This is a genomic window from Roseovarius spongiae, from assembly GCF_003651245.1.
In the GTDB taxonomy this organism is placed as follows: domain Bacteria; phylum Pseudomonadota; class Alphaproteobacteria; order Rhodobacterales; family Rhodobacteraceae; genus Roseovarius; species Roseovarius spongiae.
In genome coordinates this window covers 157,944-173,548 of the sequence record NZ_RAPE01000004.1, presented here as the reverse complement: position 1 = coordinate 173,548, position 15,605 = coordinate 157,944, and the positions used below count along the sequence as shown (strand labels likewise).

Here is a 15,605-nt window from a genome sequence, read left to right as displayed (position 1 = left end):
ATTCTCAGCCCGCGCGCGCCCGTCGCGCGACATCCCGGCGGGAAACCTGCACCGCGAGGATGCCTGCCATGATCACCGCCACGCCGATGATGTCGTAGATACGCAGGGGTTCGCTCAGGATCAGCGCGGCGACGGCGACCCCGAAGAACGGGTTGAGAAAGTGGAACGTCGCCGCGCGGGTCGCGCCGATCCGCTCGACCAGCAGGAACCACACCAGCGTCGCCGCCAGCCCCGGCACCAGCGTGGTGTAGGCGAAGGCGGCGATCAGCTCCCAGCTCCAGGCGATATGGATCGTTTCGGTCGCGACGGCGACCACGGACAGCGCCGCGCTGCCGACCAGCATCTGCAAGCCCACGACCATCAGGAAATTTCCCCCCGAGGTCGCGCCGCGCACCGCCAGCGTCGCCACCGTCAGCGCGATCGCCCCAATGACGCAGAGCGTCACGCCATAGAGATCGACGCCCCCCGACATGCGGCTGCCCATGATGATCACCACCCCGACGACCCCCGCGATCAGCCCGCAGACCGCCAGCGGCGCGAGGCGTTCGCGAAACACCAGCCAGCCCGCCAGCGCCACCAGCAGCGGCATAGTCGACGCGATGATTGCCGCCAGGGACGCCTCGACCGTCTGCATCGCGACGAAGTTCAGCCCGAGATAAAGCGCATTCTGGCAGATTCCGAAGATGATCGTCGCGCGCCATTGGCCGCGCGTCAGCCGCCACGTCTGGCCCAGCAGGCGCGCGATGAGAATGCCCAGCAGCCCCGAGATCAGGAACCGCAGGGCCAGCGCGCTCACCGGGGGCGCGGCGGATACGATGATCCGCGCCGAGGTGAACGCGCTCGACCACATGAAGGCGAACGAAAGACCCATGACGATTGCGCGAATATCCATGCCCGAAAGGCCCCTACCTGCGAGACTACCCGCCCCGAATGTCACATGACCCCGGGAAAGGGAAGCCGGGCGCGCGCGGTTTCCCGCGGTGGACGGCGCGGCGCGCCGCGCCGGCGCGCCATTCTTCCCCGCAAGCCTTGCCCGGCCCTTGCGGCCGTGTTCCTTCAAAATGCAAAAAGGGCCGCCCGTGGCGACCCTTTCCGAAACTCGTGAACCGTGTGGGATCAGCCGTTGACGCTGTCTTTGAGGGCCTTGGCGATCGTCATCTTGACGACCTTGTCGGCATCCTTCTTGATCTGCTCCCCGGTGGCGGGGTTGCGCACCATGCGCTCGGGGCGTTCGCGGCAGTAGATCTTGCCGACGCCGGGCAGGGTGACCGCGCCGCCGTTGCTGACTTCGCGGGTGATCACGTTGATGATCGCATCCAGCGCGTTGGTCGCCGTTTTCTTGTCGCTGTCCATTTCGTCGGCCAGGGCCGCGACGAGCTGGGTCTTGGTCATCGGTTTGGTTGCCATTTTATGGTCTCCTTCAACTGCCCGTCACTTGGGCCTCATGAGCGCGATTTAACGCTATCTTGTGGGGTAACACAACGAATAGTGGCGGCGATACTGGCGAAAACACGCCTTTTTCGCTGCTTTTTTCCCCTTTACAGGAATGCCGTCTCTTGGAAAGAGCGTAATTTCCGGCTGTGCAGGCGCTCGAGCGGCTCTCTCGCGATCATTTCCATCGCCCGGATCCCGATCATCAGGTGGCGCGCGACCTGCGTGTTGTAGAACTCCGACGCCATGCCCGGCAGCTTCAACTCGCCCTGCAGCGGCTTGTCCGAGACGCAGAGCAGCGTGCCGTAGGGCACCCGGAAGCGAAAGCCGTTCGCGGCGATTGTCGCGCTCTCCATGTCGAGCGCGACGGCGCGGGACAGCGACAGGTGCTGCACCGGGCCCGAGTGGTAATCGCGCAGCTCCCAGTTGCGGTTGTCGACGCTGGCCACGGTGCCGGTCCGCATCACCCGCTTGAGATCGTAGCCGGTGAGCTGCGTGACCTCGGCCACCGCCTGCTCAAGCGCGATCTGGATCTCGGCCAGCGCCGGGATCGGCACCCAGGTCGGCAGTTCCGCGTCAAGTATGCCGTCCTCGCGCAGATAGGCATGGGCCAGCACGTAGTCGCCCAGCGTCTGCGAATTGCGCAACCCGGCGCAATGACCGACCATGATCCAGGCATGCGGGCGCAGCACGGCGATATGATCGGTCGCGGTCTTGGCGTTGGACGGGCCGACGCCGATATTGACCAGCGTGATCCCCGACCCGTCCGCCCGCTTGAGATGGTAGGTCGGCATCTGCGGCAGTTTCAGCGGCTGTTCGAACGGCGCGCCGGGGTCGGTGATCTCGGCGTTGTCGACGCCGACAAGGCTGGTGTAGCCCGAGTCCGGATCGGCCAGCGCCGCGCGGGCGTAGGCCTCGAATTCGGTCACGTAGAACTGGTAGTTGGTGAACAGGACGTGGTTCTGGAAATGCCGCGCATCCGTCGCGGTGTAATGCGACAACCGCGCGAGCGAGTAATCCACGCGCTGCGCGGTGAACGGGCCGAGCGGCTCGGTCCCGTCGGGCTGCGGACCGGCGGTGCCGTTGATGATCGCGTCATTGGTGACCCCAAGGTCGGGCACGTCAAAGACATCCCGCAGCGTGAAGCCCGCCGCCCCCTGGTGCGGCACCGCCATTTCGGAATCCCGCGCAACGGCGAAATGCACCGGCATCGGCGTGTCCGACAGGCCGATGCGCACCGGCACGTCGTGATTTCCGATCAGAAGCTCGATCTGCTGCACGAGGTAGTTGCGAAAGAGATCGGGGCGGGTGATCGTCGTGGCGTGGGTGCCGGGCTCGGACACATGGCCAAAGCTGAGCCGGCTGTCCACCTTGGCGAAGGACGTGGTGGTGATGCGGACCTCGGGGTAATAGGCGCGAAACCTTCCCGTCGGCGCCGGCCCGCTCATCGCCGCCTCGAAAGAGGCGCAGAGGAAATCCACGGCCTGGTCATAAAGCGCGCAGAGCCGATCCACGGCCGCGCGCGCATCGCTGAAATACTCGGGCGGATGCGCCTCGGGTGTGTGCAGCGTTACCTGGCCTTTGTTCATGTCGCGCCTGTCCTGCCTGATCCGCGGCACGTTGACATGCCCCGGCACGGGGATCAAGCTGCGCCGCGCGGGTCAGAGGCGGCGGGGATGGACTACGACGATATCAGCGCGGAGGATTTCGGCGCGTCGCTCACGGGTGTCGGGCTCAACATCCTCGTGCGGGACGTGCGCCGGCAGGTCGAGTTTCTCACCGACATCCTGCGCGTCGAGGCGTTCCGCGTCAGCGACGATTTCGCGATCCTGCGCTATCACGGCTCCATCATGCAGTTGCACCGTGACGCCACCTATCATTCCAACCCGCTGCTCGGCCTTGTCCCCGAGGCGGGCGCACGCGGCGGCGGGGCCGAGTTCCGCTTCTACCACACCGACCCGGACGCGGCGCAGGCCCGCGCCGAGGCGCGCGGCGCACATGTGCTGATGGAAGCGCAGGACAAGCCCCACGGCCTGCGCGAGGTCTATATCCTGTGCGAAAACGGCTATGCCTGGGTCGCCTCGCGGCCCTTGTGATCCTCAAGAGCGCCGGATTGCGACGCGAATATCGGTACCCGAGGCGCAGGCGCGCAAGAAACGGATGTATGGCTGAGCCGCTTGCCAACCGCAGCCGCGCCGCGCATACACCGCGCCATGACCAAGACGCTCTTGTCCTTCGGCCACGGATATTGCGCGCGCGCGTTGACCCGGCTCCTGGCGCCCGAGGGCTGGCGCGTGATCGGCACGACCCGCTCGGCCGACAAGGCCGCCACGCTGCAGGGCGAGGGTGTGGAGCCGCTGATCTGGCCCGGGGCCGACATGACGCCGGCGCTGCGCGTGGCGACGCATCTGCTGATCTCGGCCGGCCCGGACGAGGCGGGCGATCCGGTGCTGAACGCGCTGAAGCGCGACATCGCGCGCGCGGCGCCACGTCTTGTCTGGGCCGGTTATCTCTCCACCACCGGGGTTTACGGCGATCACGGCGGCGGCTGGGTCGATGAAACGACACCGCCCAGCCCCTCCACGAAACGCGGCCGTCTGCGCGCCGAGGCCGAGGCCGCGTGGCGGGCGATCCCCGGCCTGCCGCTGCATATCTTCCGTCTCGCGGGGATTTACGGCCCCGGGCGCGGCCCCTTCGCCAAGGTGCGCGCCGGGACCGCGCGGCGCATCGTCAAGCCGGGACAGGTGTTCAGCCGCATCCACGTGGAGGACGTCGCGCAGGTTCTCCACGCATCGATGCAGGCGCCCGCGCCCGGCGCCATCTACAACCTCTGCGACGACGATCCCGCTCCGCCCGAGGACGTGATCGCGCACGCCGCGCATCTCCTTGGCGCGCCGGTCCCGCCCGCGATACCGATCGAGGAGGCGGAGATGAGTGCGATGGCGCGCAGTTTCTATGCCGAGTCAAAGCGCGTCCGCAACGACCGGATCAAGGACGAGCTGGGCGTCACGCTGCGCTATCCCAGTTACCGTGACGGGCTGGCTGCGCTGTTGCGGTCGGAGGGCTGATTTCACCGAGAAGCGGGCGCGCCAGGGCCAGGAACGCCTCCGCCTGATCCTCGAACGAGGTCACCGGCACAGGCTCCATCGGGCGTATGCCCGCGCGCAACTCCTCCTCGATCCGGGCGCGCAGGGGGCCGGGGCCGGCGCCGATGGGGATAAGCCCGGCCGGATCCGCCGCGCCGTGTTCGACCGTTCCGCCGCTGTCGGTCTGGATCACCCGGATGCCCCGCGCCAGCGCCTCTCGGATCGCGAGTCCGAAGGTCTCCTTCCATTGCGAGGGGAAGAGCAGCACGTCAATCTGCGCATAGAACGCATCCATCCCCTCCTGAGAGAAGCGCGGATGCACCCGCCAGTCGCCCGGCAGCGCCGAGAAATCAGCGCCCCGCCACCAGCTGCCATCGGTGCTGCCATCGGCGAGGTGCACGGAGAAATCCGACCGTTTCAGCCCGTTGAACGCGGCGCGGATATCCGGCCATCCCTTAATCTCTGACGGGCCGCCGAGATAGCCGAAGGCAAGCTGCGGGTCGCGCGCGCGGCGCGCGGCCTGCAATTTTCCGAACGCGGGTCCGGGCAGGCGCACGCCGTTGGGCCAGATCACGCCGCGCCCCGGCGCAAGGCCGGACGCCTCGCAGAGATCGCGGGCGAAGCGGCCGGGATAGGTGATCGCATCCGCCATTTCCGCCTGGCGCAGCAGGACCGCCGACCGCGTGCGCGCCGCGCTCATGTCCGGCACGCAGCCGCGGCATTTCTCCAGCCGCACGGGCGATTGCCCGCAATAGCGCAGGTCGGGCGTGACCATGAACTGACGCGAACAGATCCACCAGAAGTCATGCACGCTCAGCACCACCGGCACATCCCGGGCGCGCGCCACGGCGATCACACCCGCGCCCACGTCCTGCACGCAATGCGCATGCAGAAGGTCGGGGCGCTCACCGTCGATCAGCGCGCCCAGCGCTTCGGCGACGGCGGGGTTGTCATAGGCCTCGGCCGTGCTGCGCCGGGCGGGCAGGTTGACGAGGTAGGAGGTGATCCCGCCCACCTCGGACTTGATGACCGCGTAGGGCGCAAGTTCTCCCCTGCAAACCATCGAGACGGCGGTGATCCGGCATCCCCTGCCCGCCAGCGCGCGCGCCACCTCCTCGGCGACGACGGTCGCGCCGCCGTAGGAGTTGGGCGCGAAATACACGTTGACCACCATGATATGCGGCTGGGTCATGCCGACACCCATTTCGCCAATGCGGCGTCAGCGACGTGAGCGGCGTCCTGCGCCGACCAGCGCCGCTCGGCATCGCGGCGGGCGCGCAGGCCCATCGCCCGCGCGCCGGACGGATCCCGCGCCAGCCGGGCGAGAGCGTCGGCCCAGCCGCCCGGCTTGTCGATCACGAACCCGGTCTGCCCGTTGCGGATCACGGCAGGCGAATCGCCGACAGCCGCGCAAAGCACCGGCACGCCCACCGCCGCCGCATCAAGCGCGCGCGCCGCGCTCTTGCACCGGTTGAAGCTGTCATCGGCAAGCGGCAGGATCGCGCAGTCGGCCCGCGCCAGCGCGCCGAGATAGTCGCCATAACCGGCAAATCGGCGCCATTCGGTGCGCGCGGCCAATCCCGCGGGCAGATGCGCGCGGTCGAAATGCCCGAGGATCATCAGCCGGCGGCGCGGATCACCCTCCATGAAGGCGGCGATGTCTGCCGCCACGGGCGCGAAATCGGCCTCGTGCCCGCGCGATCCGCTGGCGAAGGCGACCCGGAACAGCCCATCGCGATCCTGCGCCGCCTGCATCGCCCGCCGCCCGGCCGCGAGCGTGGCCGCATCGGCAAAGTTGCGCCGCAATACCACCGGGCGCGGCGTGTGCAGACGCGCGTGATCGGCGAGGGCGGGGGTCGATACGCTCACCATGTCGCAGGCGTTCATCACGTCGAGATAGGCCGGCGCCTCCTGCACGAATCGGCGATGCGCTTCACTGCCCAGCGCGGCCATGTTCGCGTAGGTCTCGTACGCCGAGACCGAGAACAGCGGATCGTCGATGTCATAGAGCACCGGCAGGCGCAGGCGGCGCGCCTCGTAGAGCAGCATCGACACCTCCGGCCCGCTGCGCAGCCGGTAAAGCGTCAGATGCGTCGCCTGCTGCATCAGTTGCACCGCGCGCGGCAGGTCGAGGTAATGGGCATAGGCGAATTCGACATCATGGAGCGCCCAGAATTCCGCCAGTTGCTCAGCCCGGTACTTGCGGCATTGCGGCAGGTTGAGATCGCCGATCAGCGCGATCCGGCGCTGACGCGCGGGGCGCGCCGGCGCGGTGCTCACGTGAAACGCCCCCGCCTGCGCGAGGCTCTGCCAAACGCCGCCGAGATACGGCGCCCCGGCGCAACCCGGCGCGGGCCGGATCGTGCCGGGGGCCGCGCCCCCGCGTCGCGCGACGAGATATTCCCGCGCCCGCGCCAGCGCGGCGGCCGCGCCATCGCTGCGCCACAGCGCGACGAATCTGCGCAACAGGGATGCCCGCATGTATCCGACCAAGTCCGCCCCCTTCCGTCACGATCTCGACCCCAGCAATCGCATAGCAAAATTAAAGGCCGGTTTACGGCTGCGCGGTATTCATGACGAAGCAGCAGATTCGTTTCCGAGGGACGACATGGGGCCGGACAGGGTTCATATCCTGATGGGCGTGCGCGACGGGGCGGCGCACCTGCCCGATCAGTTGGCCAGCATCGCGCGTCAGCGCGGCGTCGCGTGGCGGCTTACATGCAGCGACGATGGATCGCGCGACGTAAGCCGCGCCATTATCAAGCGTTTCGCCGAAGTACGGCGCGAGCATGTGACGCTGCTGCACGGCCCGCGCGCCGGGTTCGCGGCGAACTACCTGCGGCTGATCGCATCGCTTCCCTGCGATCCGGGCGCGGTGGCCCTGTCGGACCAGGACGACATCTGGATGCCCGGCAAGCTGGACCGCGCGCTTGGCCGTCTGAGTCAGGTGCGCGGCGGGCGCCCCGCGCTCTACGCCGCGCGCCGCTGGGCCTGGGACGGGGCGGACCATCTGCGTCGCGGGTCCGACCGGCGCGTGCGTGATGCCGGGTTCCGCAATGCGCTGATCGAAAACATCGCGCCGGGCAACACCATCGTGCTCAACGCGGCGGCGGCGCGGCTCGTGCGGGACATGGCGGCGCGCGCGGGGCCGGTCTTTGCCCATGACTGGTGGCTCTACCTGTTGATCTCGGGCGCGGGCGGGGCGATCCTCGCCGATCCGGCGCGCGTGCTGCTCTATCGTCAGCACGGGGCGAACGCGATCGGCGCCCGCTGTGGCCTGGGCGCGCAGATCGCCCGCAAACGCGCGGTGCTGCGCGGCGCGTTCCGTGAACGGATGGACGGGAACATCAGGGCAATGCGGAACTGCGCCGCCTCGCTCACCGAGGAAAACCGCGCGCTGCTCGAGCGTTTCGCGGCGGCGCGGCAGGCGTGCGGCGCGGTGCGGCTCGCCAGGCTGCACGCCATCGCACCCTACCGCCAGGCGCGGCGGGGGTCAGCGGCGTTCTGGGGGGCGGCGGCGCTTGGCCGGGTCTAGCCCGAGACCGCAAGTCCTGCTCATGGGCGGCGATGGCGGGCGCAGTGGCGTGCCGACCCACCTGCGCCAGCTGTGCGAAACCTTGCGCGGCCGGGCCGAGATCACCGTCGCCAGCGACGTGAACGCCGGCGGCTATGACGGTATCACGCGCGCCGGGGCGCGGCATATGGAACTGCCCGGCCTGCGCAGCAGCCTTGACCCGCGCATGGCGTGGCGCGGCTGGCGGGCGGTGCTCTGGCTGGCCCGCGCCGCGCCCTGGGACGTGATATGGCTGCATGCGCGATTGCCGGCGCTGCTGCTGCGGCTCGCCCTCGCGCTCGGGTTGCTGCGGCTCTCGTCCGATGCGCGGGTGGTGCTCAGCTATCACGGTCTTCCCTTCGATCCCGGCCATCGCCCGCTGGCCGTCTGGGCGTCGCGGCGGATGGAGCGATTCCTGCTCGCGCGCTGTCCGCCGATGGACCTCGTCGTGCTGAGCCGGAGCATGGCGATCGCGCTGGAGCGCGGCGTCGGACGCGCGCGGCTGGCGCGGCACCGGCTGCATGTGCTTGCCAACAGCTCGCACCTTGGCGTGCTGCCGCAGGCGCGCACGGGGCGCAACCACCGGCGGCTGGTCGTCACGGGCCGGGCCGGCTACCAGAAGAACTATACCCGCGCGGTCCGGCTGATGGAGCACCTGCCCGCCGACTACTCGCTCACGCTTTGCGGCACGGGTTCGGATGATCCCGCCGTGCAGGCGCACCTGCTGGATCGGCTGGACCCCGGCGCGCGGGCGCGCATCCATTTCGCCGGATCGCTGGCCGACATCCGCCCGCTGCTGGCCGAGGCCGACGGCTACCTGCTCACCTCGCGCTACGAGGGCCTGCCGATCGGCGCGATCGAGGCGTTCGAGGCCGGGCTGCCGCTGATCCTCGGCCCGTTCGACACCGCCCCGGACCTGATCACGGGGCACCCGATGGCGCTCTGCGTGGCGCTTCAGGACCTGCCGCGCGATGCCGCGCGCGTCACCGCGCTGGTCGAGGCCTTCGCGCGCGACCGTCTCGCCAATTCCGCGCGCATCCGCGCGGCCTGGCGGCGCAGCTACCCGTTTGACCGCTGGCAGGCGGACGCGCGCACCCTGCTTGACAGCGTCCTCGCGCCGTCGCAGACGCCCATCCGGGCGGATGAGACGGCCCGCACTCAGCCTTCGGCGAGGTTGCGCGCGTGCCGCTCCAGCGCCTCCTCGAGATCATCGTAAACCTGCAGTCTCCCGTTCTCGAGCACGGCGCCCATATCGCAGACGCGCCGGATCATCGGTATGGAATGGGACACCACGACCGCCCCCGCCGCTGCGCGGCGCGCCTCGAACAGTGCGATGCTGCGCGCCCGGAAGGCGCCGTCGCCGACCGACGTGACCTCGTCCACGAGGTAGGTGTCGAAAGGGATGCCCATCGACACGCCGAAGGAGAGCCGCGCTTTCATCCCCGCGGAATAGGCCCGCAGCGGCATGTGGAAATGCGCGCCGAGCTGCGCGAACTCCGCGACGAAACCCACCAGCGCATCGCTGTCCACGCCGTAGATGCGCGCCACGAAGCGCGCGTTTTGCGCGCCCGTCAGGTCGGGGTGGAACGAGCCCGCGAACCCCACCGGGTAGGAGACGCTGCCGCGCGCGCGCACGCGCCCCGCACTCGGGCGCAAGGTGCCCGCGACGATGTCGAGCAGCGTGCTCTTGCCCGCGCCGTTACGCCCCAGGAGAGCCACGCTGCGCCCGCCCGGGAAGGTCACGTTGGCGTTCTCGATCACCGCGCGGCGCGCGCCGCCGCGCACCGGGAACCACTTGCTCAAACCGTCGAGGCGGATCATCAGCGCCGGTCGCGCAGGCTGTAATAGATGAGCACCGCGATCGCCCAGAGCAGGAAGGCGAAGACCGCGCTTAGCGCGAGCAGCCGCAGCCGTTCGGGATATTCCGCCGTCTCCGCGCGCGTCGGCTCGATATGCACGGCGAGGTAGCGGCTCTGCCGCTGCGCCTCGGCCTGAGCGGCGTCATAGGCGGCGAGCGCGGCGGTGTAGGCGGTTTCGGCGAACTCGCGGTCGACGATCAGGCTTTCGTATTCGCCGACAAGCGCGGCGAAGGCGCTCCCGGTATCGCCCTCCGCGCCAAGGCCGAGCGTCTGGCGCTCGGCCGCGATGCGCTGCTCGATCAACGCCACCCGACGGGTCGCCTGCACCACGCGCGGATCGCTGGCGCGCGTCGATTCGCGCAGAAGGTCGAGATCGATCAGCGCCTCAGCCAGTTGTTGCTGGAGCGTGGTGACCAGCCCCATGCGCCCGGCGGTGTCCATCCTTGGGTCGACCATCTGGTTGCGGTTGCGATAGGCGGTGAGCGCGCCGCGCGCCGCCTTGAGCCGCGCGACCGCGCCGTTCAGTTCCGCGCGCGCGTACCCGATCGCGTCCTCGCGCGCGGCGGCGGAGAGATCGTTGATCATCGCGCTGCACGCCGCCTCGAGCGCGCGGGCGATGCGCGTGGCGTCGCGGGATGTGAAGGCCAGGATGCGCAGATCGATCATGCCGGCGCCGGTGTCATAGACGAGGCGCACCTTGCGCGCCCAATGCGCCTGCAGATCTTCGATCGTGCCGGCGGGATCGAAGGCGAAGACCGGGTCGCGCCCGCCGGTCGGATCAGCCCAGATCGCGCGCAGATCGACGCGCTCATCCATCAGCCGCACAAGTTTCTGGCTGGTGAGATAGGCGAAAAGGATATCGGTATCCGACGACGACGACCCCGACAGCGACGTCACCCCGCCCAGGAGTTCGATCGCCGGGCCGCTTTCCTCTGCCCGCACGGAAAACCCGAGATGCGAGGCGTATTGATCCGCCGCGCGCGTCCAGAGATACCAGCCCACCGTATAGACCGGCATCAGGACCATCAGCACGAAGCTGAAGAGCACGAAGCGGTGCCGCAACGCCATCCGGCTCGGCGGCGCGAGGGGCGGGATTGCTTCCGCCCCCGTCTTGTCGATCGCCTGCGCGTTGGACATTGCGCCCCTCGTCTTGCTGCTGGTTCCTCATTCTTCTAACCGCCGTCGCTGAAGGATTCCTTAATCCCCGCGCGCTAGACCGGACGGCAGGGAAAGGAATCGGGCGATGGCCGGAAAGGGCAGGTTGAGGGTGCGGCGCGGCAGCCCGGTGCGCCACGCGCCGCGGGCGATCCTCGCGCTGATGCTGCGCGAGATGGCGACGACCTATGGCCGCTCGCCCGGCGGCTACCTTTGGGCGGTGATCGAACCAGCCGCCGGGGTGGCGCTGCTCACGGTGGTGTTTTCGATCGGGTTCCGCGCGCCGCCCCTCGGGGTGAGCTTTCCGCTCTTCTACGCGACGGGGGTGCTGCCGTTCCTGATGTTCACCGATGTCGCCAACAAGATCGGGCAGACGGTGCAGTTCTCGCAGGCGTTGCTGCGCTATCCGCGGGTTACGTTCCTCGACGCGATCCTCGCGCGGCTGTTCCTCAACGGCGGCGTGCAGATGATGGCGGGGGTGATCGTGCTGGCGTTCATCGTGCTCGGCCTCGGCGCGCGGGCGAGCGTGGATTTCGCCGCACTGGGCGCGGCCGCGCTGCTGGCGCTGGGCCTTGCCGCGGGGATCGGCACGCTCAACGCGTTCCTGTCGCTGGCCTGGCCGCTCTGGACGACGATCTGGGCGATCGCGACGCGGCCCCTTTTCATCGTGTCCTGCATCTTTTTTCTCTACCGCTCGGTGCCGCAGCCCTGGGACGGTCTGCTGTGGTTCAACCCGCTGGTGCACGTGACCGGGCTGATGCGCCAGGGGGTCTATCCGTTCTACCGGCCGGATTACGTTTCACCGCTTTACGTGGCGGGGGTGGCGGCGGCGTGTTTCATCAGCGGGCTGTTCCTGCTCTGGCGGCATCACCGGGACATCCTGCACCGTTAGGTGCCCCAACCAGCCGGTATGACGTAGCCAAGATCGGCGACCTCCGCCGTGATGCGCGCCATGTCATCGGCAAAGAGCGGCGCGAAGTAGTCCGGCATCTGGCGCGGCGCGGATTCGGTGAACCGGCGCCTCAGCAGCGCGTCGGGATAGTCCTGCGGCTCAACGCCGAGGAACCGTTCGATCCGGGCCAGCATGGCGCGGCGGTCGGCGTGGATGTCCTCGTAGAAGATCGCCATCCGGTTGGGCGCGGCAAGGCCCGCGTGAAGCGCGCGCAGGGTGCGGCCGTATTCGGCGTTCTCCCAGATGAACGGCGCGCGCGCGAAAGCTTCCATCTCGGGCGGGCCCCAATCGTCAAGCAGGTGCAGCCGGCCGGTCAGTTCCAGATGAAACTTCACGTGGCTCCAGAGGCGGCGCAGCGGGTCGCGCATGGTGTAAAGCACGCGCAGCCGGTCGCAGGACGCCTCGATCCGCGGCCAGACCTCGGGCGGGAGATGCGCGGAAAGGTTCGAGAAATCGCAGGCGTAGCGGTGATGCGCGCGCATCTGGAACAGCCCGCGATACCAGTGATCGTCGACCGGTCCGGAGAGGTAGGCGCTGACCCAGTGCAGGTTCTGGCGGATGCGGTCGATATTGGCGCTCGCGGGATCGAACCGCAAAAGATAGCGCGACCGCGCGTTTTCGAGCCTGCGCCGCTCATCCAATTGGGCGGAATCAACGTAGCGGTGATAGAAGTAGTGAATTTCCTTCTCCGGGCAGAAATGCAGTTGCGGGTGCCGTTCGAGCATCGCGTAAAGCCAGGTCGTCCCGGCCTTCATCGCGCCCACGCCGAGAAAGAGATCGCCGAACATGCGGGGGGCTGTCATCTGCGTCGCCTTCAGTCTGCCTACCGCCAAGAGCTACGCCGCCAACCTTAAGAAACTGCTCGTCCGCGCCCGTTCAAAAGATAAAATCCCACGAATCGAGATCGTTCAGATCGACCTCAACGAGCGTGATCGTGCCGCTGGCCGAGGTGATGACCACGTCGGCGCCGCTCTGGTGGATGTGGTTGGCCCAGAGATCGGTGAAGTTGTCGATATCGGACACCCCCCAGAGCATGATGCGTTCATAATCGTTGGTCGCCTCGAAATCCTCGATCCGGTCATGCCCGTGGCCGTCCTCGAAGACGAAGATGTCGGCGTTGAAATCCCCGCGCATGACGTCGTCGCCGGCGCCGCCATAGATCGTGTCAAAGCCTGCGCCGCCGTTCAGCGTATCGTCGCCCTCATCGCCTGAAAGCACGTCGTCGCCCGTGCCGCCGAAGAAGCGGTCGTTTCCCGCGCCGCCCCAGAGGCTGTCATTCCCGGCGTCGCCAAAGAGGCCATCGTCGCCCTCGCCCCCGTCGAGCATGTCGTCGCCCGGCCCCCCAAACAAGCGGTCGAGCCCGCCGCCCCCCACCAGGTAATCATCACCGGCGCGGCCAAAGAGGTTGTCGGCCTGCAACCCGCCATCGAGGTAGTCATCCCCCTCCCCGCCGTCGAGATAGTCGAACCCGCCATCGCCCATCAGCGTGTCATCGCCGCCCTCGCCGAACAGGCCATCGACGCTGTAGCCCACGTTGGTGCCGCCGCTGAGGCTGTCATTTCCGTCGCCGCCGAACAGGCGGTCGGGATCGTCGCCGCCGATTATCGTGTCGTCGCCCGGTCCGCCGTGCAGCTGGTCGTACCCGTCTTCGCCGAGGATGCGGTCGTTGCCCTCGCCGCCATAGATCAGGTCGGCCTGCCCGCCGCCGTTGAGGAAATCGCCGCCGCGCCCGCCGTGGATCGTGTCGAACCCGGCGTCGCCGGTGATGAGATCCATGCCGTCGCCGCCATAAAGCAGGTCCTCACCGAACCCGCCCGAGAGCGTGTCGTCGCCGCCGTTGCCATAGAGCGTGTCGTCGCCGCCCTCGCCGCGCAGGATGTCGTCGCCCGCCTGCCCGTCATAGGATTCGCCCAGGTCGGTGCCGATGAACGTCTCGGCCGAGAGCGCCCCGGTGATCGTGCCCGCCGCCTCCGGCAGGGTCACGCGGTCGATCCACGTGAGGCCGCCGTCGACGAAGTCCGCACGGCTCAGGCTGCCGCCATCGGCGCTCTGGATAAACATCGTCTCGCCGCGGTAATGCAGCTCGGCGCCCCAGCTCCTGGTTTCCACCTGGAGGTCGCTCACGTCCCAGATCCCCGGCAGCGCGCTCAGGTCGAGCCGGTCCTCGCCCGGTGTGAAATCGAGCACCCAGTCATCGTCGCTGTCGATCACGAAGACGAATGTATCAGCCCCCGCCCCGCCCCAGAGCGTGTCACTCCCCGCCCCGTCGACCAGCACGTCGCGCCCGCCGTAGCCGTTGATCGCGTCGTCCCCCGCGCCGCCGACGAGAACGTCGTCATCGGCGCCGCCGCTCATCGTGCCGCCCTGATCGCCGAACTGCCTTGTCTGGCCGATGTCGAAGCCGGTCGCGGTGAACTGCACGAGGTAGGGCGCGGCCTGGGTGGCGGCCCAGATGTGCAGGTTGCCGCCGACCGCGGCCAGCGTGATATCGGTGATCCCGCGGAGCGGCGCGTCGTTGGTCGCCGCGATCGTGTCGAGGTGATGCAGCCGCCCGCCCGGCAGCAGCGTGAACAGGCTGATCCCGCTGTCCGACCCCGCCGCCGCGACATAGGTGCGCCCGTCGAGCGTCAGCACCTCCAGATGCGCGGCGTCGGCAAAGCGCGTGTCCCGGCTGTCCATCACCTGATCGACAAGGGTGAGCGCGCCGGTTCCGTCGATCGCGAATACCGAGAGCGAGCCGGTGTCAGTCGCGGCGGCGATGACGTATGGGCGTCCCTCGACCGTCGCCGCGCGCAGCGCCTGCGGGCCGGCCAGCGCGCCGCCGACCGTCTCTGTCGTGAGCGTGGCGAGCGGGATCGCCCCGCCCGCGTCGATGCGGAAGGTCGACAGCGCGTCATGCCGGCCGAACGCGGCGACCCCGTAGGTCATGCCGGCGACGTCGATCATCGCCACCGCGCTGGCGCGCTCCGCGTTGACCGGGTCGCCGCCGGCCACCGCATGCGCCTGCGGCGCCGCACCCGAGAAATCGATCACGCTGAACCCCCCGGTGCGCAGCGCGGCAAAGCCGATCTCGCCCTTCGTCGCCAGCGCGCGCAGATTGCCCATGTCGAAACCGGACGCGCTGTAGGTCGTCGGGTCGCCAAGGCCCAACGGGTCGAGCGAAAGCCCGGTCAACCCGCTGCCCGCCAGCCCGGCCAGCAACAGCCGCGTGTCCGCGCCGCTGCCGATCACCGCAAGGTCGGTCGATTCGAGCTGCAACCGGTTCGACGCGATGCGCCAGCTGTCCAGTTCAACCGCCACGCCCGCGTTGATGTCAAAGGCCGTCACCCAGCCGTCGCCGCGCGTCGTGCTGAGCAGCATTGGCCCCCACGGCCCGTTCACGACGGCGATGTCGGTGATCCCGATCAACGCCTCGGGATCGGCGACGCCAGGCGCGCCCGCCGCGTTCAGGACAATGCTGCCCATCTCACACCCTTCCACTCCTGACCCGTGGGGCAGGATGGCGCGGGCAAGTTAACGGCAACCTTTGTGAATGTGACGTAAAGATGGACCTTGGGAACAATTCGACG

Annotated in this window: 14 protein-coding genes; 5 read left to right on the top strand and 9 right to left on the bottom strand. The window is 68.7% G+C overall.

From position 1 onward, the window contains the following. Positions 1–4: 4 nt before the first annotated feature. The 3 genes from D6850_RS14405 to D6850_RS14395 form a co-directional block, all read right to left on the bottom strand. Complete coding sequence (locus tag D6850_RS14405) at positions 5–892, bottom strand: DMT family transporter (protein WP_121168203.1); 888 nt, start codon at positions 890–892, stop codon at positions 5–7. 224 nt (positions 893–1,116) lie between these two features. Beyond that, entirely contained in the window at positions 1,117–1,407 is a 291-nt protein-coding gene (locus D6850_RS14400) for an HU family DNA-binding protein (protein ID WP_121168201.1), read from the bottom strand. Between the two features lie 131 nt (positions 1,408–1,538). After that, a complete protein-coding gene (locus D6850_RS14395) occupies positions 1,539–3,020 on the bottom strand; it encodes an AMP nucleosidase (RefSeq protein WP_121168199.1) in 1,482 nt (493 codons plus the stop codon). Between the two features lie 87 nt (positions 3,021–3,107). On the opposite strand from D6850_RS14395, the gene D6850_RS14390 reads away from it, so the two are divergent. Continuing rightward, positions 3,108–3,527, top strand: a complete 420-nt coding sequence (locus D6850_RS14390; RefSeq protein WP_121168197.1) for a VOC family protein — start codon at positions 3,108–3,110, stop codon at positions 3,525–3,527. Positions 3,528–3,644: 117 nt separating this feature from the next. Then, the gene (locus D6850_RS14385; RefSeq protein ID WP_121168195.1) at positions 3,645–4,499 is read left to right on the top strand and encodes an SDR family oxidoreductase; all 855 of its coding nucleotides are present in this window, start codon (positions 3,645–3,647) and stop codon (positions 4,497–4,499) included. Here D6850_RS14385 and D6850_RS14380 read toward each other — a convergent pair. Both D6850_RS14380 and D6850_RS14375 read right to left on the bottom strand, forming a co-directional pair. Beyond that, positions 4,438–5,709 (bottom strand): glycosyltransferase, encoded by a 1,272-nt coding sequence (locus D6850_RS14380; protein ID WP_166434079.1) that lies wholly within the window; start codon positions 5,707–5,709, stop codon positions 4,438–4,440. The two genes, D6850_RS14385 and D6850_RS14380, sit on opposite strands and share 62 nt — an antisense overlap. Further along, positions 5,706–6,983, bottom strand: coding sequence for a glycosyltransferase (locus D6850_RS14375; protein ID WP_166434078.1), 1,278 nt, complete (start codon positions 6,981–6,983; stop codon positions 5,706–5,708). The genes D6850_RS14380 and D6850_RS14375 overlap by 4 nt, the downstream gene beginning before the upstream one ends. 142 nt (positions 6,984–7,125) lie before the next feature. Here D6850_RS14375 and D6850_RS14370 point away from each other — a divergent pair, with 142 nt between their 5' ends. After that, positions 7,126–8,052 carry a glycosyltransferase gene (locus D6850_RS14370; protein ID WP_166434077.1) on the top strand — a complete coding sequence of 309 codons (927 nt, stop codon included), beginning with the start codon at positions 7,126–7,128 and terminating at the stop codon, positions 8,050–8,052. A 22-nt stretch (positions 8,053–8,074) separates the two neighbouring features. After that, a complete protein-coding gene (locus tag D6850_RS14365; protein ID WP_121168187.1) occupies positions 8,075–9,286 on the top strand; it encodes a glycosyltransferase family 4 protein in 1,212 nt (403 codons plus the stop codon). Here D6850_RS14365 and D6850_RS14360 read toward each other — a convergent pair. Together D6850_RS14360 and D6850_RS14355 are read right to left on the bottom strand one after the other, a co-directional pair. Then, complete coding sequence (locus tag D6850_RS14360; protein ID WP_121168185.1) at positions 9,229–9,891, bottom strand: ABC transporter ATP-binding protein; 663 nt, start codon at positions 9,889–9,891, stop codon at positions 9,229–9,231. The genes D6850_RS14365 and D6850_RS14360 overlap by 58 nt on opposite strands. Then, on the bottom strand, positions 9,891–11,066 hold the full coding sequence (locus tag D6850_RS14355) for a KpsE/RkpR family capsule polysaccharide export protein (RefSeq protein WP_121168183.1): 1,176 nt from the start codon (positions 11,064–11,066) through the stop codon (positions 9,891–9,893). The genes D6850_RS14360 and D6850_RS14355 overlap by 1 nt, the downstream gene beginning before the upstream one ends. Positions 11,067–11,172: 106 nt before the next feature. Between D6850_RS14355 and D6850_RS14350 the strand changes: the two genes are divergently transcribed. Continuing rightward, a complete protein-coding gene (locus D6850_RS14350; protein WP_121168181.1) occupies positions 11,173–11,976 on the top strand; it encodes an ABC transporter permease in 804 nt (267 codons plus the stop codon). On the opposite strand, the gene D6850_RS14345 is transcribed toward D6850_RS14350, so the two are convergent. Together D6850_RS14345 and D6850_RS14340 are read right to left on the bottom strand one after the other, a co-directional pair. After that, positions 11,973–12,839: a sulfotransferase gene (locus tag D6850_RS14345; protein ID WP_121168179.1), complete on the bottom strand. Its 867-nt coding sequence runs from the start codon at positions 12,837–12,839 to the stop codon at positions 11,973–11,975. The two genes, D6850_RS14350 and D6850_RS14345, sit on opposite strands and share 4 nt — an antisense overlap. Positions 12,840–12,912: 73 nt before the next feature. Continuing rightward, the gene (locus D6850_RS14340; protein ID WP_121168177.1) at positions 12,913–15,501 is read right to left on the bottom strand and encodes a calcium-binding protein; all 2,589 of its coding nucleotides are present in this window, start codon (positions 15,499–15,501) and stop codon (positions 12,913–12,915) included. Between the last annotated feature and the right edge of the window lie 104 nt (positions 15,502–15,605).

Coding starts and splice junctions, on each gene's coding strand:
- D6850_RS14360 (WP_121168185.1), bottom strand. CDS start 9,891: ATGATCCGCCTCGACGGTTTGAGCAAGTGGTTCCCGGTGCGCGGCGGC.
- D6850_RS14345 (WP_121168179.1), bottom strand. CDS start 12,839: ATGACAGCCCCCCGCATGTTCGGCGATCTCTTTCTCGGCGTGGGCGCG.
- D6850_RS14385 (WP_121168195.1), top strand. CDS start 3,645: ATGACCAAGACGCTCTTGTCCTTCGGCCACGGATATTGCGCGCGCGCG.
- D6850_RS14355 (WP_121168183.1), bottom strand. CDS start 11,066: ATGTCCAACGCGCAGGCGATCGACAAGACGGGGGCGGAAGCAATCCCG.
- D6850_RS14350 (WP_121168181.1), top strand. CDS start 11,173: ATGGCCGGAAAGGGCAGGTTGAGGGTGCGGCGCGGCAGCCCGGTGCGC.
- D6850_RS14340 (WP_121168177.1), bottom strand. CDS start 15,501: ATGGGCAGCATTGTCCTGAACGCGGCGGGCGCGCCTGGCGTCGCCGAT.
- D6850_RS14390 (WP_121168197.1), top strand. CDS start 3,108: ATGGACTACGACGATATCAGCGCGGAGGATTTCGGCGCGTCGCTCACG.
- D6850_RS14395 (WP_121168199.1), bottom strand. CDS start 3,020: ATGAACAAAGGCCAGGTAACGCTGCACACACCCGAGGCGCATCCGCCC.
- D6850_RS14405 (WP_121168203.1), bottom strand. CDS start 892: ATGGATATTCGCGCAATCGTCATGGGTCTTTCGTTCGCCTTCATGTGG.
- D6850_RS14365 (WP_121168187.1), top strand. CDS start 8,075: ATGGGCGGCGATGGCGGGCGCAGTGGCGTGCCGACCCACCTGCGCCAG.
- D6850_RS14370 (WP_166434077.1), top strand. CDS start 7,126: ATGGGGCCGGACAGGGTTCATATCCTGATGGGCGTGCGCGACGGGGCG.
- D6850_RS14400 (WP_121168201.1), bottom strand. CDS start 1,407: ATGGCAACCAAACCGATGACCAAGACCCAGCTCGTCGCGGCCCTGGCC.
- D6850_RS14380 (WP_166434079.1), bottom strand. CDS start 5,709: ATGACCCAGCCGCATATCATGGTGGTCAACGTGTATTTCGCGCCCAAC.